This is a genomic window from Streptomyces sp. NPDC021100, assembly GCF_044333095.1.
Taxonomy (GTDB): Bacteria; Actinomycetota; Actinomycetes; order Streptomycetales; family Streptomycetaceae; genus Streptomyces.
The window spans coordinates 595,048-614,188 of record NZ_JBIRQH010000001.1; the positions used below are offsets into that span (position 1 = coordinate 595,048).

Genomic DNA, 19,141 nt, shown 5'->3' on the forward strand with positions numbered 1-19,141 from the left:
CTGCGTCGCGCGGAATGCGCGGGGAGAGGGGGACGGTGTCAGCGACAGCTGATGTCGGCGACCGCGTGCACGGCCACACCGATCAGCGCCAGCTCGAAAGCGGCGCTCGCGGAGGTGTGGTGGTGCGGCATGCGCAGAAGACTGGACGAATTTTCGACTACGGGCAAAGGTGTCTCACCAGCAGAGACGGAACGTCCCGGATGCCGAGAAGTCGATCATTAGGGGAACGGCCAGGCGTTGGGCTTGCAGGTCACCCCGTCCGTGGTGAGGAACTTGGTCTGCTGCATCATCACCGGCGCCGGCGCGCCCGCCTTGCCGCAGGACGCGTGGTTGTGGCCGAGCCGGTGGCCGACCTCGTGGTTGATGAGCATCTGCCGGTACTCGTACATCCGGTCGCCGTAGGTCTCGGCACCCTGCGCCCACCGGTAGGCGTTGATCATCACGCGGTCGGTGGCGGCGGAGTCGCAGGAGACGTTGTCCACGGTGATGTCCAGATCCGACTTGGCACACCACTTGGCGGTGGTCGCCGGGCCGGCCAGGGTCACCACGAAGTCGGCGTGCCCGGAGGAGACCCGCTCGAAGGTGCGGGTGCCGCCGTGGCCCCAGCTGCGGTCGTCGTTGAGGGTCCGGTGCACGGCCGTGGCGAAGAGGCCGCCGTCAAGCGGCAGCCCCTTCTCGACGTCAACGCGGTAACGGAGAACTTCACCCTTACCGGGGGCTTTGTCGTGCCCGCCGACGGTCATGAATTCACCCGAGGCCGGCATCCGCTGGTCCAGGGGGTACTTCTTCGCCATCTTCTGCTCGTACGTCACCGGCGCCACGGGGGGCCGGGGTGTCGGCCGGCTGTCGGACCGCGAGGCGGCACCCGCGCCGTTCCGCGCGTCCGGGGTCTGCGCCTGCGCCCGGCTCTCCGTACCGTCCTCGACCTGCCCCGCTACGAAGACGGCCAGCACCGCCGTCACCACCGCCGCGGCCACCCCGGTGACCGCGCGGCCCCTGCCGCCGACGGCCCGGTGCGCGCCGCCGCCGGGCGCGTCCCCGCGTCCGCCGCTCCCCCGGCGCGGTTCCGGCACCCGCGCCGCCTTCGGCCGCGTGCCGTCCGGCCGGGGCCGCCCGGACGAGCGGGAGGAAGCCGCGGGGCCGCCCTGCCGCCCGATGACACCCCAGCCGATGGCCGGGCCCCGCGGAGCGGACCGCACGACCGGCTCCGGCCGGCCGGACGGCCCGTCGTCCTCCGCGCCGAGCGGCCGCTCGGCGGTCCGGACGGCCTCCCGGGCGGCGGGGGCCTCCGGCGTCTCCTCCGTACGCCCCCCGGGGGCGGCCTGAGGGGCCTGGGGGGCACGTGCGCTGTGTTTACCCACGGGGCGTGGCGCTCCGTTCCGACGTCGTGAGGGTGTCCGTGAGGAGTTCGCGGAAGGCACGGGCCACCGCGTCCGGATCCTCCATCATCGCCACATGGCCGGTGCCCAGCAGCGTCAGCAGCCGCGCGTCGCGGAACGCCTTGCTCGCCCGGCGGGCCATGCGGTACGAGACGAGCCGGTCGCTCGTTCCGTACACCAGCAGGGTAGGGGCAAGGACGCGCTCGGCCTGACGCCACAGCGAATGCTGTCCGCCGAGGGTGTACGCGTCCACGACGCCACGGGTCGACCGCGCCATCACGTCCCAGAAGTAGGGGAGCTCCAGTCGGCGCTCGAACTCCTCGACCGCCATGGCGAACCCCTCCGGCGACACCCGCCCGGGATCCCCGTAACAGAGGGCGAGCATCCCGCGCGTACGGTCCTCCGCGGTCCAGTCCCTGGTCAGGCGGGAGAAGAGGGAGACGGCACCCGGCACGGCCAGCAGCCCGGTGGGCAGCGCGGTGCGCTGCGGACGCAGCTCCGGCAGGGCGGGCGAGACGAGCGTCAGGGTCCGGACGAGGTCGGGGCGGACCGCCGCGACGCGGGTGACGATCGCGCCGCCCAGCGAGTTGCCGAACAGGTGCACGGGGCCGCGGGCGCGGGTGTCGAGGTAGCGGATCACCACCCGGGCGCAGGCCGTGACCGAGTGGTCGCCGTCGTCGGGCGGCGGCGAGTCGCCGAAGCCGGGGAGGTCCAGCGCCTCCCCGTCGACGGCGTCCGCGAGCAGGGCCATCAGCGGGGACCAGTTCCGCGACGAGCCGCCGAGGCCGTGCACGAAGAGGGCGGGTGGCGGAGCAGGCCCGTCCGAGGCGGCGGGCGGCCGGGAACGCACCGTCAGCGTCGCTCCGGGCAGGGTCACCGTGCGCAGCCGCTCCCCCGCGCCGAACGGCGGAAGGGGCGAGGGCGGCACCACGGGAACGGCGGGGGCACCCGGTGCCACCGGCGACTCGGTCTCCGACATGCGGGCAATGTTACGAGAGCATCACGCCGGAAACGTCTGTGGCAGCCGTCACAGATCGCCTGGCGGCGGGCGGCCGCGTCTCCTACGCTCGGAGGAAGGGACTTGCGACGGCTCCCACGGGAAGGAGTTCCGGTACACCGGCGAGGGCCGGGCCCGGGCGGACCGCCCGGAGGACGAGGACGAAGGAGACCTTCCGCATGCCTGTCGACCCGACGAACCCGGACACCTTCGAGGACTTCGACGACACCGAGGACGGCTCGGCCGTGGCGACCGAGATCGGCGTCGAGGCCCCGGAGGCGGACGCCGCCGAGCAGCTCGCCGACCTCGCCCCCGCGCACGACGACCCGCTGACCGAGATCGACCCGGGCGCCGCGAACGAGGCGGACCGCGCGGAGCAGGCCCGCGTCGTGGAGCTGGACGAGGACGACTACCGGTGAGCCGAGGACGAGCACCGGCGAGCCCGGGGCCGGTCCGCGGGACCCCGCGCGGCCCCGGCCGCACCGCGAGACGGACGCGCACCACGGCCGCAACACATGATTTGTCGGACATTTGTGGGCTTCCCACAGCGTCCGTCCGGTGAAATTCTCCCCTCCGGCCACGCACGGCGCGGTTACCCAAAAGTACGATGGCGGGCGCGGTGCACACCGTGCAGGAACAACCATGGGAGGCGGCGTGACAGCCATCGAGCAGACCGAGGCGCGCCCGCGAGGCACGCGCCTGCCGCGCCGAGCCCGACGCAACCAGCTCCTGGGCGCCGCCCAGGAGGTCTTCGTGGCCCAGGGCTACCACGCCGCGGCCATGGACGACATCGCCGAGCGCGCGGGCGTCAGCAAGCCGGTGCTCTACCAGCACTTCCCCGGCAAGCTGGACCTCTACCTGGCCCTGCTGGACCAGCACTGCGACAACCTGCACCAGGCGGTGCGCACGGCGCTGGCGTCCACGTCCGACAACAAGCAGCGGGTGGCGGCCACCATGGACGCCTACTTCGCCTACGTCGAGGACGAGGGCGGCGCCTTCCGGCTGGTCTTCGAGTCCGACCTCACCAACGAGCCCGCGGTGCGCGAGCGCGTCGACCGGGTCTCGCTGGCCTGCGCCGAGGCCATCAGCGAGGTCATCGCCGAGGACACCGGCCTCGCCAAGGAGGAGGCGATGCTGCTGGCCGTCGGCCTCGGCGGCGTCTCCCAGGTGGTCGCCCGCTACTGGCTCTCCAGCGGCAGCACGGTCCCGCGCGGTACGGCGGTCCAGCTGCTGACCTCGCTGGCGTGGCGCGGCATCGCCGGATTCCCCAAGAACGAGCACTGACCTCCGCGTCGTCGCCGGGGCGCGTGTTCGCTGCCAGCGTGCGGGCGCGGGCCCGGCGCGCCCCCGGGCCGGGCTAATGTGTGGACCGTACGGCGCGGCGCGTCCGCGCACCCCTCCCCTGGGGCTACGCCGTGGGGGAAGCACACCTTCGGAGGGACAGTAGCCGTGGAGGTCAAGATCGGCGTGCAGCACGCGCCCCGCGAGATCGTTCTGGAGAGCGGTCAGTCCGCCGAGGAGGTCGAGCGCGCGGTGGCCGACGCGCTGGCCGGAAAGGCACAGCTGCTCAGCCTGACGGACGAGCACGGCCGCAAGGTCCTGATTCCGTCCGACCGGCTGGCCTACGTGGAGATCGGTCAGCCCGCCACCCGGCGGGTCGGCTTCACCACCATCTGATTCACCGGACGCGGGCGGGGTCCCGGTGCGCGGGCACCGGGGTCCCGCCCGTCGTCGTACCCGCGGTCCCGCCCGTGTCGTACCCGGCGGCCCGCCGCTTTCGAGGCGTGTCGGGAACCGCTTCGCGCGCTCCGGGGGAGAACCATGGGAGATCCGCCCCGAGGGTTGCCGCGGGCGGCCCCGGGGTAGGACCGCTACGACCGATTTGCACCTGCCGCCCCGCGGCACGGGAGGGGTAACGACGATGATCCTCTGGGAAGCGCTCGGCTCGGTCCTCATCGGCCTCGCCGTCTCCCTCGGGGCCCTGCGCTGGCTGCCCGCCCGCTTCGGGCGGTTCCGCTCGCGCACCCTGACGCTGGGCACCGGACCGGTGGCCGGCCTGTTCGGCGGGCTGCTGGCCCGTTCGGTGCTGGGCCCCGGTCACGCCCTCGCGATCCTGGCGGCCTCGCTCGTCGTGGCGGTCGCGCTGCTGTCCCTGCTGCTGCGTCCCGCCGGGCCGCCCCGCCGGTCAGCCACGGCCTGAGCCGGGCCGCCGGACGGAGCCCCCGGTGTCACGGGACGGTGGGCCGTGTACCGGCCCGGCCGGCCGTACCGGCCGCCTCGCCTAGGCGGCCAGCCCCAGCGCGGCCATCCGCTTGGTGTGCGCCTCGGTGATCCGGGAGAACATCTTCCCGACCTCCGCGAGGTCGAAGCCGTCGGCCACCCCGCCGACCAGCATCGTCGACAGGGCGTCACGGTCGGCGACGACCCGCTGCGCCTGCGACAGCGCCTCGCCCATCAGCCGCCGCGCCCACAGCGCCAGCCGGCCGCCGACCCGCGGCTCGGCCTCGATCGCGGCCCGCACCTTCTCGACCGCGAACGTGGCGTGCCCGGTGTCGTCGAGGACGGTCAGCACCAGCGCCCGGGTGTCGGAGTCAAGACGGGCCGCGACCTCCCGGTAGAAGTCACTGGCGATCGAGTCGCCCACATACGCCTTGACCAGGCCCTCCAGCCAGTCCGAGGGGGCCGTCTGGCCATGGAACTCGTCCAGCGCCGCGGCGAAGGGTTCCATCGCCGCGGTCGGCTCGACGTCGATCGCCGCGAGCCGGTCGCGCAGCCGCTGGAAGTGCTGGAACTCGGCGGCGGCCATCTTGGCCAGTTCCGCCTTGTCACCCAGCGTGGGCGCCAGCTTGGCGTCCTCCGCCAGCCGCTCGAAGGCGGCCAGCTCGCCGTAGGCGAGCGCGCCGAGCAGGTCCACGACCGCGGCGCGGTAACGGGGGTCGGCGGACGCCTGGGCCCAGTCCTGGGCGGCGATTCCGGTGAGTTCCTCGGCGGGGCCCGTGGCCGCCGCTGCCTTGTCGGACGTCTCCATGAACGGAACCTTAGCCCGCTCCGCCGAAGACGGAAGCCCCTGGTCAGCCAGGCGTCCACGAGGTCAGGGACGAATGGCCCGGGCGCGTATGCGCGGTTCCGGGGTAGAGTGCTATACGGCCCGCCGAGTACGCCGAGCATGGTGTGCGTTCGACTGGCCGTCTCCATGCAGGTTCCTCCGGGAGTGAGTCCCCGGAGCGCCAGCGGATGCCCGGTCGGTGGCCCGATCGGCTTCCACCCGACCGACCGCCCTCCGCGCGGTGCGAACGAGTCGTCCGCACACCAGGAGGGATCCGCTCGCAGCACGTGTGCTCGCGCGAAGGCAGTGGTCCCGCGCCATCCGGCTCCCGCCGGAACGAGTACGACGGCGCGGTACGTACGGACTCCTCGTACGACCCCCTTCGCCGCCGCGTGCCGCGTCTCACAGAAGAGGCAGCACCCTGAATACCCCTGACACCCAGAAGACCACGTTCCGAGAACTCGGGATCCTCCCCGAGACCGCCGAGGCGCTCGAGGCCGTCGGCATCCTCCACCCCTTCCCGATCCAGGAGATGACGCTCCCGGTCGCCCTCTCCGGCTCCGACGTCATCGGCCAGGCCAAGACCGGCACGGGCAAGACCCTCGGTTTCGGCCTCCCCCTGCTGGAGCGCGTCATCGTCCCCGCCGACGTCGAGGCGGGCCGGGCCAAGCCCGAGCAGCTGACCGACGCGCCGCAGGCCCTCATCGTCGTCCCCACCCGTGAGCTCTGCCAGCAGGTCACCAACGACCTGCTCACCGCCGGCAAGGTGCGCAACGTGCGCGTCCAGGCGATCTACGGCGGCCGGGCGTACGAGCCGCAGGTCGAGGCGCTCAAGGCCGGCTGCGACGTCGTCGTCGGCACCCCCGGCCGGCTGCTCGACCTCGCCGGCCAGAAGAAGCTGGACCTGAGCAACGTCAAGGCGCTGGTGCTGGACGAGGCCGACGAGATGCTCGACCTGGGCTTCCTGCCCGACGTCGAGCGCATCATCACCCTGCTGCCGGCCAAGCGGCAGACCATGCTGTTCTCGGCGACCATGCCGGGCGCGGTCATCTCGCTGGCTCGCCGCTACATGTCGCAGCCGACGCACATCCGCGCCACCTCGCCGGACGGCGAGGGCCAGACGGTCGCCAACATCGCGCAGCACGTCTTCCGCGCCCACAACATGGACAAGCCGGAGATGGTCGCCCGCATCCTCCAGGCGGAGGGCCGCGACCGCGCGATGATCTTCTGCCGGACCAAGCGGACCGCCGCCGACATCTCCGAGCAGCTCATCCGCCGCGGCTTCGCCGCCGGCGCGGTCCACGGCGACCTCGGCCAGGGCGCCCGCGAGCAGGCGCTGCGCGCGTTCCGCAACGGCAAGGTCGACGTGCTGGTCTGCACCGACGTCGCCGCGCGCGGCATCGACGTCGACAACGTCACCCACGTCGTCAACTACCAGACGCCCGAGGACGAGAAGACCTACCTGCACCGCATCGGCCGCACCGGCCGGGCGGGCAAGTCCGGTACGGCCGTGACGCTGGTCGACTGGGACGACGTCCCGCGCTGGAAGCTCATCAACAAGGCGCTGGAACTGGCCTTCGACGACCCGGAGGAGACGTACTCCACCTCCGCGCACCTCTACGAGGCGCTGGGCATCCCCGCCGGCACCAAGGGCATCCTGCCCCGGTCGCAGCGGACCCTGGCCGGTCTGGAGGCCGAGGAGATCGAGGACCTCGGCGAGACCGGCGGCCGCGGGGCGGGCCGGGGCCGCGGCTCCAAGGACGCCCGGGGCGACCGTGACGGCCGCAGCGGCCGGGACGGTCGTGGCGAGCGGAGCGACCGTGGCGAGCGGGAGGCCGCCGGCGAGCGCGCGGAGCGCACCCGTACGCCGCGGCAGCGCCGGCGGACGCGCTCGGGCGCGGCGCTGGAGGCCGCGGCGACGACCGCCGCGCCGACGTTCGTCGCTCCGGAGGCCGCAGAGACTGCCGTGACGGCCGCAGCGGCCGAGGCGGCCGTGACGGAGAGCGCCGCCCCCGCGGCGGCTCCGGCCACGACGGCTCCCGAGACGCCCGCCCGTCCGCGCCGCCGTCGCCGTACGCGCGGCACGGCCCCGTCGGCGGCGGTGCCGGCGGCGCAGGCCGCCCAGCCGGAGGCTCCCGCCGCGTCGCCCGCCGCCGCTCCGGCGGCCGAGGCGACCGCGACGTCCACGGCGCCCGCGGCGTCCGCGGACAGGACCGCCCGGGCCGCCACGGCCCCGAAGACGTCCGTGGTCACGGCGCAGGCCCCCGAGCCGGAGGCCCCGGCCCGTCCGCGCCGCCGCGCCCGGACCGCCGCGCCCCGGCAGGGGAGCACGTCGCTGCCGTCGCAGGCCGTGTCGGCGGGTAGCGGCCGTACCGCGCGTCCGCGGTACGCGGCTCCGGCCACGGCCGTGCCGGAAGGCGAGTTCGAGACCGTCGAGACCGCTCTCCTGCGCGTGCAGGCGGCCGCCCGGGCCGCCGCCGAGGCGAAGGCCGCGGCCGCGGCTTCCGCGGCCCCGGCCGAGGTGCCGGTGGCTCCGGCCGCCGATGCCGAGACCGCTCCGGTGAAGCGGGCGCGTCGGGCCGCCACGCGTACGGTGACCTCGCTCGGCGCGGACACCGCGCCGACGGCCGAGCCGGCCGCCGAGGCACCGGCCGCGCCGGCGAAGCGGACGCGACGCGTCGCCACGCGTACGGTCACTTCTCTGGGCGCGGACACCGCGCCGACGGCCGAGCCCGCTGCCGAGCCGATCGCCGAGGCACCTGCCGAGCCCGCCGCCCCGGCGAAGCGGACCCGACGCGTCGCCACGCGAGCCGTCACCACGCTCGGTGCGGACGCCGCCCCGGCGGCGCCCGTCGTCGAGACGGCGCCGGCCGAGCCGGTGGCCGCCGAGCCGGTGAAGCGCACCCGACGGGTCGCCAAGCGGACCGTCACCACCCTGGGAACGGACACGCCGGAGGCACCGGCCGCCGAGGCGGCCGAGGTCGCCGAAGCCGCCACGCCCGTGAAGCGGACCCGCCGGACGGTCAAGCGTGCGGAGGCGGCTCCGGCCGCTGAGGCTGTGGAGACCGCTGAGGCTGTCGAGGCCGCCGAGCCCGTGAAGCGCACGCGTCGGACCGTCAAGCGCGCCGAAGCGGCTCCGGCCGTCGAGGCCGCCGAGACTGCCGAGGCCCCCGCGCCCGCGAAGCGCACGCGCGCGGCCAAGAAGACCGCCGCCGCGCCGGTGGAGGACGAGGCGACCGCCACGCCGGTCAAGCGGACGCGCAAGCGCGTGACCAAGGCTGCCGACACCGCGGCCGCCGAGCCGGAGCAGGCCGCCGTGGCGGAGGAACCGGCCAAGCCGAAGCGGACGCGGGTGGCCAAGAAGGCCGCTGCCGCGCCGGTCGCCGAGGGCGAGGCCTCCGAGGCGAAGCCGAAGCGGGCTCGGGCGGCCAAGAAGGCTGCTGGGACGCCGGTTGCCGAGGGCGAGACCGAGGTCAAGCCGAAGCGGGTTCGCGCGACCAAGAAGGTTGCCGACGCGTCCGTGGCGGAGGAACCGGCCAAGCCGAAGCGCACCCGGGCGGCCAAGAAGGCCGTCGCCGAGGCGGAGGTCGTGGCCTAAGGGGGTTGAGCCCCGGCCCCACCCTTTCACCGTTTCCCGGGGCTTCGCCCCGGACCCCGCAAGCGGCTTCGCCGCTTGTCCTCAAACGCCGGACGGGCTGGTTTTCCAGCCCGTCCGGCGTTTGAGCACAACCGCGCGGAGCGCGGTTTCGGGGTCCGGGGCGTCAGCCCCGGGAATCGGCGAAGGGGTGGGGCCGGGGCACCCTCCCCCTACGCGGCCAGCCCCCCGTCCACGGCCACCGAAGCCCCCGTCACATACCCGGCGGCGGGCGCCGCCAGATGCGCCACCATCCCCGCGACCTCCTCCGGCCGCGCGTACCGCCCGACCGCCGTCGCCCCCGCCTGTGCCTCCGCGAACGGCCCGTCCGCCGGGTTCATGTCCGTGTCGACGGGACCGGGGTGGACGATGTTGACGGTGACCCCGGCAGGGCCGAGCTCACGGGCGAGGGACTTGGTGAGGCCGATGAGAGCCGCCTTGCTGGTGGCGTAGAGCGTGCCGCCGGCGAACGGCACGTGCTGGGTCATACAACTGCCGATCATGATGATGCGCCCGTCCGCGCCGAGGTGCCGCACGGCCGCCTGGGTGGCCAGGTAGACCCCGCGGACGTTCACGGCCAGGACCCGGTCGACGTCCTCCTCGGTCAGCTCGCCGATCGGGCCGAGAGCGCCCACGCCCGCGTTGTTGACGAGGACGTCGAGGCGTCCGAACTCCGAGACGGCCGCGTCCACCGCGCCGCGTACGGCCGTGGCGTCCGCCGCGTCGGCGCGGAGGGCGAGGGCGCGCCGGCCGAGTGCCTTCACCTCGGCGACGACGTCCGCCGCGGCCCGCTCGTCGGACCGGTAGGTGAAGGCGACGTCCGCGCCACCCGCCGCGAGGCGGAGGACGACGGCGCGGCCGATGCCCCGGCTGCCGCCGGTGACGAGGGCGGCGCGGCCGTCGAACTCGGCGGGGACCACTGCGTTGTTCACTGTGTTCTGCATGCTTCGATCTTCTTCGTCCGGGATGCCCGGGACCGGCGGCCATCGGACGTCGCGTTAGCCTCGGACCATGAGCAGGCCGCCGTTCCTCACCTTGCCCTCCTGTGCCCGCGCGTACCGGCTCGCCACCGCGCGCGGGGAGTTCGCCGTCCACGACGCCCGGCCGGTGGGCGCGCACCGCGGCACGGTGCTGCTGGTGCCGGGGTTCACGGGCAGCAAGGAGGACTTCATCGCCCTGCTGGAGCCCCTGGCCGAGGGCGGGTTCCGGGCCGTGGCGGTGGACGGGCGGGGGCAGTTCGAGACGCCCGGGTCCGACGACGCGTCGGCGTACGGGCGGGAGGAGCTGGCCCTCGACGTGCTGGCGCAGGCCGCCGCGCTCGGCGACGGCCCGGTGCATCTGCTCGGCCACTCCCTCGGCGGGCTGATCGCCCGGGCGGCCGCGCTGCGCGACCCGCGCCCGTTCCGGTCGCTCACGCTGATGAGCAGCGGGCGGGGGCCGGTCTCCGCCGGGCAGCAGGAGCGCATCCGGCTGCTGATCCACGCCCTTGAGGTGGTGCGGATGAGCATGGAGGAGGTGTGGCGGGAGATGCGGCGGCTGGACGCCGAGCAGGACGGCGGTCCGGAGGAGAGCATCCTGCCGACGGAGCACAGCGCGTTCCTGCACCGTCGCTGGCTGGCCACCCACCCCGTACAACTCATCACGACCGCGCGGCAGTTGGCAGCGGAGCCGGACAGGGTGGCGGAGCTGGCGCGGCTGCCGCTCCCGCTGTGCGTGGTCTCCGGCGCGGAGGACTACGCCTGGCCGCGGCCGGAACTGGACGCCATGGCGGAGGAGCTGTCCGCGCGGCGCGTGCTGATCGCGGGCGCGGGGCACTCGCCCAATGCCGAGGAGCCGGTGGCCACGGCCGCCCGGCTCCTGGAGTTCTGGTCCTCCCTGTCGGCGGCCGGCCCATCGACCGGCTCCCCCTCGTCGGTCAGCAGCCCCGCGCCGCCTCGGTGACCGTGAAGATGCCGCCCTCGGGGTCGCAGAGGGTCGCCTCCTGGCCGACCCGGGAGGTGCCCGGCTCCGCGACGACCGAGCCGCCGGCCGCCTGGGCGGCCTCGACGGCCTTCTCCACGTTGTCCACCCGGAAGTAGACGTGCCAGCGCGGCCGGACCTTGGGGTCGGGGGCCGCCTCGACGGCGCCGCCGCGCAGGCAGGCCACCGTCTGGCCGGCCACCCGCACCATGACCACGTCGTCCTCGTAGCGCACGTCCGTCTCCTGGCCGTCCCACTGGAAGACGCCGCCGTAGAAGAGGGCGGCGTCGAAGCAGTCGCGGGTGCGCAGTTCCAGCCAGGCGGGGGCGGCGCCGCTGCCGATGCTCCAGTCGCGCAGCACCCGCCCCTCCCAGAACCCGAAGACCGCGCCGTCCGGGTCAGCGGCCAGGACGGCGCGGCCGCCGCCGAAGGCGAGCGGGCCGACGGCGACGGTGCCGCCACGCTCGCGGACCCGCGCGGCGGCCGTGTCCGCGTCGTCCACGGCGAAGTAGCTGCTCCAGTGGACGGCGACGCCCATCCGGCGGGCGACGTTGCCCAGTCCGGCGACCGGCCGGCCGCCGGAGAGCGCCACGCAGAAGTCCTCGCCCAGCGACCCCTGCCGGAAGGTCCAGCCGAGCACCGCGCCATAGAACCGCTGCGCCGCGCCGAGGTCGCCGGTCAACAGGCTCACCCAGCAGGGCGTCCCCGGCCCCACGCGCTCGGAAGCCGACATGGCCGATCGCCTCGTTTCTCTTGTCCGGTACTCCAGCGGTGACGGGCGGCCGGCGCGCGTCGGGCCGCGACCCACCCGTAGCAAGGGTTCCACTCGGTCCTCCGGTGCGCATTCCGGCACGCGCGTCCCGCGCGCAGTTCTTCCCCTCGGCGTATGCCCCCGTTCCGTCACTCCATCCCCGTTCGCTTCACCGGTACCTCAGAACCTCATCCGGAGGTGGTCCCAGAAGCCGTCGCGCAGCGCCCGGCGCAGGTCCGCGTGGCCCCGGAGGGACAGGCCGAGCAGCGCCTCGGCGGCGACGAGCAGCTCCTGGTCGACGGCGCCGGGGAGGTAGGGGTGGCCGGGGAGGAGCTCGGCCAGGGCGTCCGGGCCCCGGGCGCCGAGCCACTCGGTGGCGACCCGGGCGCCGACGAACCGCACCTCGTCGCGGTCCGGGACCGCCCCCCGGTGCGCCGGCGCCTCGACGGGCGGCTCGGGGGCGGCCCGCCGGGTCACATAGGGCTCGCAGAACTCCCGGTCGAAGGTGCGCCGGCTGTCGACCTCCCAGAGCAGCGGGTCCGCCTGGTTGCGCCCGCCCGGGGCCTCGATGCCCCAGAGGTGGACGCGGGCGCCGTAGCCCTGCGCGGCCTCGACGGCGGAGACCAGGTCCTCGTCGCCGCCGACGAGCACGGCGTCGCTGATCGCCCGGTGCCGGGCCAGGGTCTCCAGGTCGGTGCGGATCAGGGAGTCGACGCCCTTCTGCTGGTTGTGGGCGTTGAGGTTGCCGAGCCGGACCTTGACGTCGGGGAGCTCGGCGATGGCCTGCTGCTCGGTGGTGTGGATGCGGCGGCGGGCGCCGTCGTACCAGTAGACGCGCAGCAGCCGGCTGTCGGGGAAGATCGTCCGCGCCTTGTCGATGAACGCCTCGATCAGGCCCTCGGCGTCGAGCTCGATGGCCCGGCGGTCCTCGCTGCCGACGACGAGGCGGCCGGCGGCGGCGTAGGCGTAGCCGGCGTCCACGAAGACGGCGTGGGTGGCGGGGGTGGTCGCGACCTCGGCGAGGACGCGGGTGAGCAGTTCGTTGGTGTGCTCGATGCCGGCGACGACCTCGGCCAGGCCGGGCGTTTCCGGGTGTTCTTCGGTCATGTGGGGGGCTCGCTCGCTCAAAAACACTACCGGTCAGTAATTAGTCATGATAAAAATTTCTTTAGCGTAGGGAATGTTTGCAGACAGCACCTCGTTGGACAGATTCGGAACGCGCCGCAGAGTGGCGGCGCCGTTTCCTGTTCTCGCGAAGTTCTCCTCAGGAGGATCAGACGAAGGGAGAAGCCTGTGCGCTTCGAGATCATGCGACTGGACGACGTCGACGGCACCGCCCTCGACAGCACCGTCGTGGACGCCGCCTCCGTCAACCGGATCGTGCAGCAGGCCGCCTCGATCGGCCAGCGCATCTACATCCGCCCGGCCGACACCGCGAACCGGTGACAGGCTGAAGAGTACGCACGTCCGGCAGCCGTCGGACGCGGAACGCCCCCGCACGGACCGTCCGTACGGGGGCGCTTCGCGTTCACGGAGGCGTACTCGGGCCGCCGGCGCGGGGGTTCACCAGTTGTGGATCACCTGGGAGACGCCGTTGATGATCTGCTGCACGGCGAGGGCGGAGAGCATCATGCCCGCGAGCCGGGTGACGAGCACCACACCGCCGTCCTTGATCACCTTGATGATCAGCAGCGAGTAGCGCATCACCAGCCACAGCACCACGTGCATGGCGGCGATGGCGGTCCACACCGAGACCTGGGCGGCGACCGAGTCCGCGTGCTGCACGGCGAGGATCACCGAGACGATCGCACCGGGCCCGGCCAGCAGCGGCATGCCCAGCGGCACCAGCGCGACGTTGACGTCCTTCGTCTGCGTGGGCTCCTCCGACTTGCCGGTGAGCAGGTCCAGCGCGATGAGCAGCAGGAGCAGACCGCCCGCGATCATCAGGGCCGGGGTGGTGATGTGCAGGTAGTCCAGGATCTGCTGGCCGCAGACGCCGAAGACGGTGATGACGCCGAAGGCCACCGCCGCCGCCTGCCAGGCCATCCGCCGCTGGACCTTGGCGGGCCGGCCCGAGGACAGGGCGAGGAAGATCGGCGTGATCCCGGGCGGGTCCATGATCACGAACAGGGTGAGGAAGAGCGAGCCGAAGACAGCGAAGTCGAACACAGTGAGGGCCTTGCGGTGTGGTGCCGGTCGGAGGACGGGGAGGGCGACGCGCGGAGCGGCTGTCGCGGGCTGAAGAGGGGCGAAGAGCGATGAAGAGGGATGCAGAGGGGCGTCGCAGAAGCGAAGGAGGCGAAAGGGGGCGCGTGGAAGGGAGGGTGGTGGCGCGCCGATGTCGTACGGCGCACGGAGGCGCGCGGAAGCCCGGACGCCGTCAGGAGCGCCCGGCCCGCGCGGAGGGCCTTCCGGGGTGGTGTGGGCTCAGCCGCCCGCGCCCGGGACGGGGAACGCGCCCGTCGCGCGGCGCGTGATCTCGCCGTAGATCTCGGGGTCGGTGGTGAACTCGCCGAGTTCACAGGTCTTGTTGCGGCCGTGGTAGTCGCTGGACCCCGTGGTCAGCAGGGAGAGGTCGGCGGCGAGGCCGCGCAGCCGGGCGCGGGTCGGCGCGTCGTGGTCCATGTGATCGACCTCGATGCCGTCGAGTCCGGCCGCGGCCAGCTCGGCTATCGCGCCCTCGGGCACGCACACGCCCCGCTTGACGGCCATCGGGTGGGCGAGGACGGTGACCCCGCCGGCGGCCTTGACCAGGCGGACCGCATCGAACGGGTCGAACTCGTGCTTGTCGGCGTAGGCGCGCCCGCCGTTGCCGATCCACTCGGGCGTGAACGCGTCCGAGACGGTGTCGATCACCCCGAGCTCGACCATGGCCGTCGCCACGTGCGGCCGGCCCACGGCTCCCTTGGCCAGCTCCGCGACCCGCTCCCAGGTGATCGGCACGCCGAGTTCGCGCAGCCGGGCCACCATGGCGCGGGCGCGGGGCTCGCGCCCGTCGCGGACGAGCTCGCGCGCGGCGGCGAACTCCGGCTCCGCCGGGTCGAAGAGGTACGCCAGCATGTGCACGCCGACGCCGTCGGAGCCGCCCAGCCGGCAGGAGAGCTCCGCTCCGGTGACGAGGGTGAGGCCCGGCGGCAGCGCCGCGACGGCCTCCGCGTGCCCGCCGACGCCGTCGTGGTCGGTCAGCGCCACGACGTCCAGGCCCGCCGCGGCGGCGTTGCGGACCAGCTCGGCGGGGGTGTCCGTGCCGTCGGAGGCCGTCGAGTGGGTGTGCAGGTCGATGCGCACGACTCGGGCCTCCCAGCGAACGGACGAGAGCTGAACGGAACAGAACGGAACGGACCGGTCAGCGACAAGCTACGGACGAACCGGTTCAGGATAACGGTCGTCCGCTCGCTCACCGGCCGGTCCGGTCCGGCACCCCGGGCGTGGTGGACGCGACGGTTTGTACAGTCCGGCTCGGACGGCGCGCCGCGGGGCCCAGCCGGCCTCAGGGGGAGACGATCCAGGGCGAGAGCGCCCCGCAGGGCAGCAGGTCCACCTCCGCGCCGGCGTCCCGCAGGTCGGTGAGGACCAGTTCGTCGTACATCAGCAGCCCCGACCTCTCGGGCCAGACGATGGCCCACAGCCAGAGCCCGCACGCCTCGCCGGCGAAGACCGCCCGGTCGCCGGGGACGCCGGAGACGTGCCAGAGCGGGGTGGGGCGGCCCGCCGCGAGGACCTTGGCGTCCGGGGAGCGGTCGACGCTCAGCCGCGTACCGGGGTCGGGGCCGTCGATGCCCGCGTACCGGGCGCCCAGCCCGACGCCCAGTTCCTCCGCGACCAGCAGCAGCTCGCCGGGGCCGCCCAGCGGGCCGGGGCCGGAGCAGGCGACGGCGGTGGCCCGGCCGCCGCTGCGGTCGTCACCGGCGCAGACGACGCCGGTGAACAGCCAGCCCACCGGCAGCGGCCAGGGCATCCAGACGGGGACCCGCGCCCGGCCGACGACGACGGCCAGCGCCTCGACGCTCGGCGGGACCACGGGTTGCAGAGGGTGCACACTGCCGTGCACTGCGCATTGCCAGGAGTCGGCGAAGAGACCGGGCGCACGCACCCGGCCACCGCACTTCGGGCAACTGGGTTCGCCCCTCATAGGTTCCAACGGTCCTCCGAGGGCGCCGTCGCGTCAAGGACGATCACCCTTCCGGAGTGCCGCCCGCCGGCGCCCGCGTCCGGCCCGCGCGTCAGTCGAGCGGAACGCCCTTGCGCAGCGGGTCCCGGAGGTCCGTGCCGTGCCGCAGCCAGCGCTCCTGGAGGGCCGCCGCGCCGTGGACGCGCTTCCAGGCGGCCTCGTTGGGGGTCATCGGCAGCAGCGGGAGGAAGCGGACGGGATCCATCGGCTCGTCGAGCGCCAAGTCCTCGACGAGTCCGCCGGGCTCGCCGACGAGGACGGCGGTGAAGGAGGCGCCCGGCCACAGCGGCTCGCCGGTGTCCAGGGACGCGCCCGGGGCCACGACCAGGCCCTCCACCTGCGGGGAGGCGGCGAGGACGGCGAGCGGGCGGAGCACCTTGTCGGTGTCGGCGCGGCCGGGGCGGACGGTGAGGAGCAGTTCGGCGCGCGGGCCGCGCACCGGGTCGGCCAGCGGGGACGTCGGGTCGGCCATGGGGTGCGCGGACATGCCGAGGGTGGCGTACCGGACGGCGTCCCCGCCGGCGGCGTCGCCGGCGGCCGTGCCGGCGGCCGTGCCGGCGGCGGCGGAGACCGGGAAGCGGAGGACCTCGATGCGGTCGGTGCCGAGGAAGGTCACCGCGGCGCGGGCGTCCGGTTCCCCGAAGGCGGAGCGGAGTCCGGCCTCGACCCGGGCGAGAACGTCTGACATGCGCCGAGCATAGAACGCGTATCGAACAGGCAAAGCGGGGGCTTGACGTCCCGGGCGGCTGCTAGCCTTGGCCTCTGGTCAGGGAGTCACGTCCGTCCCTCAGCGGGGACCGGCCGGAGGAGGTGGGGCTGCGGTGGATCCTAGTCGACCGTGCAGTACCGACAGTTCTCCCGTCTCTCCGCTCCGGACGCGCGTCCCGCGATCCCTGTGATCTGACGCCTTCCCCCACCGGCCCCCTGTGCCGGCTCCGGGAAGTCCCTTCGCGCCCGCGGCTCTTGGCGGAAGAACGCTGCCTCACGCCCCCCCTGCAAGTCTTCAGCGAAGTTCTCCGCGAACTGCCGCCGTTCTCGCGCGGCGCACGAAGCGCGGCCCGCTTCGTGGACGTACGCCTGTGGCCGTACCCCGTTCTCCACAGGCCCGCACGTCCCCGTTCCGGGCTGTGTTGCCCCCGCGCCCCCGACCGGCGGCCGGCCCGTGAATGGAGCCAGCCATGTCGATGATCCGTGACCTGCGCGCCGCCGTCCGTCCCGCCCTGCGCCGCGGCGGCGCCCCGTACGAGTACGACGCCACCCGGGACGCGTCCGCCAGCACCGCCGTGGTGGACTGCGCCGTCTACCGCGAGGGGATGCGGGCCAGCGCCCCCTGCGGCCCCGCCGAGGCCATGCGGCGCGTGCGCGCCGATGGCGGCTTCGTCTGGATCGGCCTGCACGAGCCGACGGAGCAGGAGTTCGCGGGCATCGCGCGCGAGTTCAACCTGCACCCGCTCGCCGTGGAGGACGCCGTCCACGCCCACCAGCGGCCCAAGCTGGAGCGGTACGACGACACCCTGTTCACCGTCTTCAAGACCATCCACTACGTCGAGCACGCCGAACTCACCGCGACCAGCGAGGTGGTGGAGACCGGTGAGGTGATGTGCTTCACCGGCGAGGACTTCGTCATCACCGTCCGGCACGGCGGCCAGGGCTCGCTGCGCGCCCTGCGGCACCGGCTGGAGCAGGACCCGCCGCTGCTGGCCAAGGGCCCCTCCGCCGTGCTGCACGCCATCGCCGACCAGGTCGTGGACGGCTACATAGCGGTCGCCGACGCGGTGCAGGACGACATCGACGAGGTCGAGATCGATGTCTTCTCCGCTCCCGGCAAGGGGTCCTCGCGGGGCGGCGACGCGGGGCGGATCTACCAGCTGAAGCGGGAGGTGCTGGAGTTCAAGCGGGCGGTGACGCCGCTGATGCGGCCGATGCAACTGCTGAGCGAGCGGCCGATGCGGCTGGTCGACCCGGACATCCAGAAGTACTTCCGGGACGTCGCCGACCACCTCGCCCGGGTGCACGAGCAGGTGGTGGCCTTCGACGACCTGCTCAACTCGATCCTCCAGGCCAACCTCGCGCAGGCGTCCGTCGCCCAGAACGAGGACATGCGCAAGATCACGTCGTGGGCGGCGATCTTCGCGGTGCCGACGATGATCGCGGGCATCTACGGGATGAACTTCGACCACATGCCGGAACTGCACTGGAAGTACGGCTATCCCGCCGTCATGGTCGTCACCGTCGCGATCTGTGTGACGATCCACCGCGGCTTCAAGCGGAACGGCTGGCTCTAGCGGTCCCCCGCCCCCCTCTCTGCCCGCGCTCCGCGGCGATCACCAGGGCCAGGCCCGCCAGGATCACCGCGAGCGCCGGGTAGGACGCGGCCGGCGGCAGCTGCCCCAGCCAGAGCGCCGCGATCAGCGCCGCGCCCGGGGTCTCCAGCAGGATCGCGGTCGAGGTGACGGACGGGCCGAGGCTCTTCACCACCCGGTTGACCAGCGAGTGGCCGAGCAGCTGCGCGGTGGCCGTCAGCAGCACCAGCTGCGTCCAGGCGCCGCCGTCGTAGGGGCCGAGGGAGGCGCCGGATATCAGGCAGGCAGCCAGCAGGGCGGCGGTCGTCGTCGCGTAGCAGACGAGGGTGTACGGGACGGTGGCCACCGTCCGCCGCACCTCCGCGCCCAGCAGGACGTACCCCGCCGCCGCCATGCCGCCCGCCAGCGCGAGACCGTCCCCGGCCAGGGCGCGCGGCGAACTGGAGAGGTCCACGCCGGTGAGGATGACCACGCCGAGGAAGGCCAGGGCCGTGCCCGCCCAGGCCACGGCGGGCTGCCGCCGGCCGCGCAGCCGGAGCAGGATCATCGTCCATATCGGGGTGGTGGTGACCAGCGCGGTCGAGGAGGCCACCGAGGTCATGCCGAGGCTCGGCAGCCACACGCCGAAGTGCAGCGCGAGCAGGGCCCCGGCGGCGACGGACAGCAGCACCGCCCGGCGGTTCATGGCCCGCAGCGCGGCACGGTGCCGCAGCAGTGCGACCGGGGTGAGCACGCCCACCGCCATGGCGTTGCGCCAGAACGCGATGGCGAGCGCGGGGACGGCCGTGATGTGGGCGATGAGCGGCGCGGACAGGGCGAGCCCGGAGACGGCGACCAACAGGAGGACGAGGTCGAGGGACACCAGGGACGCTGCCGCCCGCGCGGTGGCCGGCTTGGCGTC

20 protein-coding genes are annotated in these 19,141 nt (G+C 74.0%); 8 read left to right on the plus strand and 12 right to left on the minus strand.

Going from position 1 to position 19,141, the window contains the following annotated elements:
* Positions 1-38: 38 nt before the first annotated feature.
* The 3 genes from ACH4PU_RS02715 to ACH4PU_RS02725 all read right to left on the minus strand — a co-directional run bounded on the left by ACH4PU_RS02715 (position 39) and on the right by ACH4PU_RS02725 (position 2,358).
* Positions 39-131 (minus strand): Ms4533A family Cys-rich leader peptide, encoded by a 93-nt coding sequence (locus ACH4PU_RS02715; protein WP_313772143.1) that lies wholly within the window; start codon positions 129-131, stop codon positions 39-41.
* Positions 132-218: 87 nt separating this feature from the next.
* The gene (locus ACH4PU_RS02720) at positions 219-1,361 is read right to left on the minus strand and encodes a DUF3152 domain-containing protein (RefSeq protein ID WP_398264813.1); all 1,143 of its coding nucleotides are present in this window, start codon (positions 1,359-1,361) and stop codon (positions 219-221) included.
* Positions 1,354-2,358: an alpha/beta fold hydrolase gene (locus ACH4PU_RS02725; protein WP_398264815.1), complete on the minus strand. Its 1,005-nt coding sequence runs from the start codon at positions 2,356-2,358 to the stop codon at positions 1,354-1,356. The genes ACH4PU_RS02720 and ACH4PU_RS02725 overlap by 8 nt, the downstream gene beginning before the upstream one ends.
* A gap of 197 nt (positions 2,359-2,555) precedes the next feature.
* Here ACH4PU_RS02725 and ACH4PU_RS02730 point away from each other — a divergent pair, with 197 nt between their 5' ends.
* The 4 genes from ACH4PU_RS02730 to ACH4PU_RS02745 all read left to right on the plus strand — a co-directional run bounded on the left by ACH4PU_RS02730 (position 2,556) and on the right by ACH4PU_RS02745 (position 4,576).
* Positions 2,556-2,795, plus strand: a complete 240-nt coding sequence (locus tag ACH4PU_RS02730) for a hypothetical protein (RefSeq protein WP_398264817.1) — start codon at positions 2,556-2,558, stop codon at positions 2,793-2,795.
* Between the two features lie 235 nt (positions 2,796-3,030).
* Entirely contained in the window at positions 3,031-3,660 is a 630-nt protein-coding gene (locus ACH4PU_RS02735; RefSeq protein WP_185941722.1) for a TetR/AcrR family transcriptional regulator, read from the plus strand.
* Between the two features lie 165 nt (positions 3,661-3,825).
* Positions 3,826-4,053, plus strand: a complete 228-nt coding sequence (locus ACH4PU_RS02740) for a DUF3107 domain-containing protein (protein ID WP_185941723.1) — start codon at positions 3,826-3,828, stop codon at positions 4,051-4,053.
* Positions 4,054-4,297: 244 nt separating this feature from the next.
* Complete coding sequence (locus ACH4PU_RS02745; protein WP_185941724.1) at positions 4,298-4,576, plus strand: hypothetical protein; 279 nt, start codon at positions 4,298-4,300, stop codon at positions 4,574-4,576.
* 81 nt (positions 4,577-4,657) lie between these two features.
* Here the strand turns inward: ACH4PU_RS02745 and ACH4PU_RS02750 are convergent, their stop codons facing one another.
* The gene (locus ACH4PU_RS02750; RefSeq protein ID WP_152262320.1) at positions 4,658-5,404 is read right to left on the minus strand and encodes a ferritin-like fold-containing protein; all 747 of its coding nucleotides are present in this window, start codon (positions 5,402-5,404) and stop codon (positions 4,658-4,660) included.
* Between the two features lie 550 nt (positions 5,405-5,954).
* Between ACH4PU_RS02750 and ACH4PU_RS02755 the strand changes: the two genes are divergently transcribed.
* Positions 5,955-9,020, plus strand: coding sequence for a DEAD/DEAH box helicase (locus tag ACH4PU_RS02755; RefSeq protein WP_398264821.1), 3,066 nt, complete (start codon positions 5,955-5,957; stop codon positions 9,018-9,020).
* 209 nt (positions 9,021-9,229) lie between these two features.
* Here the strand turns inward: ACH4PU_RS02755 and ACH4PU_RS02760 are convergent, their stop codons facing one another.
* Entirely contained in the window at positions 9,230-10,000 is a 771-nt protein-coding gene (locus ACH4PU_RS02760; RefSeq protein WP_398264823.1) for a 3-oxoacyl-ACP reductase family protein, read from the minus strand.
* A 67-nt stretch (positions 10,001-10,067) separates the two neighbouring features.
* Here ACH4PU_RS02760 and ACH4PU_RS02765 point away from each other — a divergent pair, with 67 nt between their 5' ends.
* The gene (locus tag ACH4PU_RS02765; RefSeq protein WP_398264825.1) at positions 10,068-10,997 is read left to right on the plus strand and encodes an alpha/beta fold hydrolase; all 930 of its coding nucleotides are present in this window, start codon (positions 10,068-10,070) and stop codon (positions 10,995-10,997) included.
* Here ACH4PU_RS02765 and ACH4PU_RS02770 read toward each other — a convergent pair.
* Entirely contained in the window at positions 10,972-11,748 is a 777-nt protein-coding gene (locus ACH4PU_RS02770; RefSeq protein WP_398264827.1) for a VOC family protein, read from the minus strand. The genes ACH4PU_RS02765 and ACH4PU_RS02770 overlap by 26 nt on opposite strands.
* A 198-nt stretch (positions 11,749-11,946) precedes the next feature.
* Positions 11,947-12,873 (minus strand): NYN domain-containing protein, encoded by a 927-nt coding sequence (locus ACH4PU_RS02775; RefSeq protein ID WP_398264829.1) that lies wholly within the window; start codon positions 12,871-12,873, stop codon positions 11,947-11,949.
* A 186-nt stretch (positions 12,874-13,059) separates the two neighbouring features.
* Here ACH4PU_RS02775 and ACH4PU_RS02780 point away from each other — a divergent pair, with 186 nt between their 5' ends.
* Positions 13,060-13,212, plus strand: a complete 153-nt coding sequence (locus ACH4PU_RS02780; protein WP_398264832.1) for a hypothetical protein — start codon at positions 13,060-13,062, stop codon at positions 13,210-13,212.
* Between the two features lie 117 nt (positions 13,213-13,329).
* On the opposite strand, the gene ACH4PU_RS02785 is transcribed toward ACH4PU_RS02780, so the two are convergent.
* The 4 genes from ACH4PU_RS02785 to ACH4PU_RS02800 form a co-directional block, all read right to left on the minus strand.
* The gene (locus ACH4PU_RS02785; protein ID WP_185941730.1) at positions 13,330-13,935 is read right to left on the minus strand and encodes a MarC family protein; all 606 of its coding nucleotides are present in this window, start codon (positions 13,933-13,935) and stop codon (positions 13,330-13,332) included.
* A gap of 258 nt (positions 13,936-14,193) precedes the next feature.
* The gene (locus ACH4PU_RS02790) at positions 14,194-15,054 is read right to left on the minus strand and encodes a PHP domain-containing protein (protein ID WP_398264834.1); all 861 of its coding nucleotides are present in this window, start codon (positions 15,052-15,054) and stop codon (positions 14,194-14,196) included.
* Positions 15,055-15,256: 202 nt separating this feature from the next.
* On the minus strand, positions 15,257-15,898 hold the full coding sequence (locus ACH4PU_RS02795; protein WP_185941732.1) for a DUF6758 family protein: 642 nt from the start codon (positions 15,896-15,898) through the stop codon (positions 15,257-15,259).
* Between the two features lie 91 nt (positions 15,899-15,989).
* Entirely contained in the window at positions 15,990-16,625 is a 636-nt protein-coding gene (locus ACH4PU_RS02800; protein ID WP_398264837.1) for a suppressor of fused domain protein, read from the minus strand.
* Positions 16,626-17,115: 490 nt separating this feature from the next.
* Here ACH4PU_RS02800 and corA point away from each other — a divergent pair, with 490 nt between their 5' ends.
* Positions 17,116-18,222 (plus strand): magnesium/cobalt transporter CorA, encoded by a 1,107-nt coding sequence (gene corA, locus ACH4PU_RS02805; RefSeq protein ID WP_398264839.1) that lies wholly within the window; start codon positions 17,116-17,118, stop codon positions 18,220-18,222.
* Here the strand turns inward: corA and ACH4PU_RS02810 are convergent.
* Positions 18,200-19,102, minus strand: a complete 903-nt coding sequence (locus ACH4PU_RS02810) for a DMT family transporter (RefSeq protein ID WP_398265356.1) — start codon at positions 19,100-19,102, stop codon at positions 18,200-18,202. The two genes, corA and ACH4PU_RS02810, sit on opposite strands and share 23 nt — an antisense overlap.
* Between the last annotated feature and the right edge of the window lie 39 nt (positions 19,103-19,141).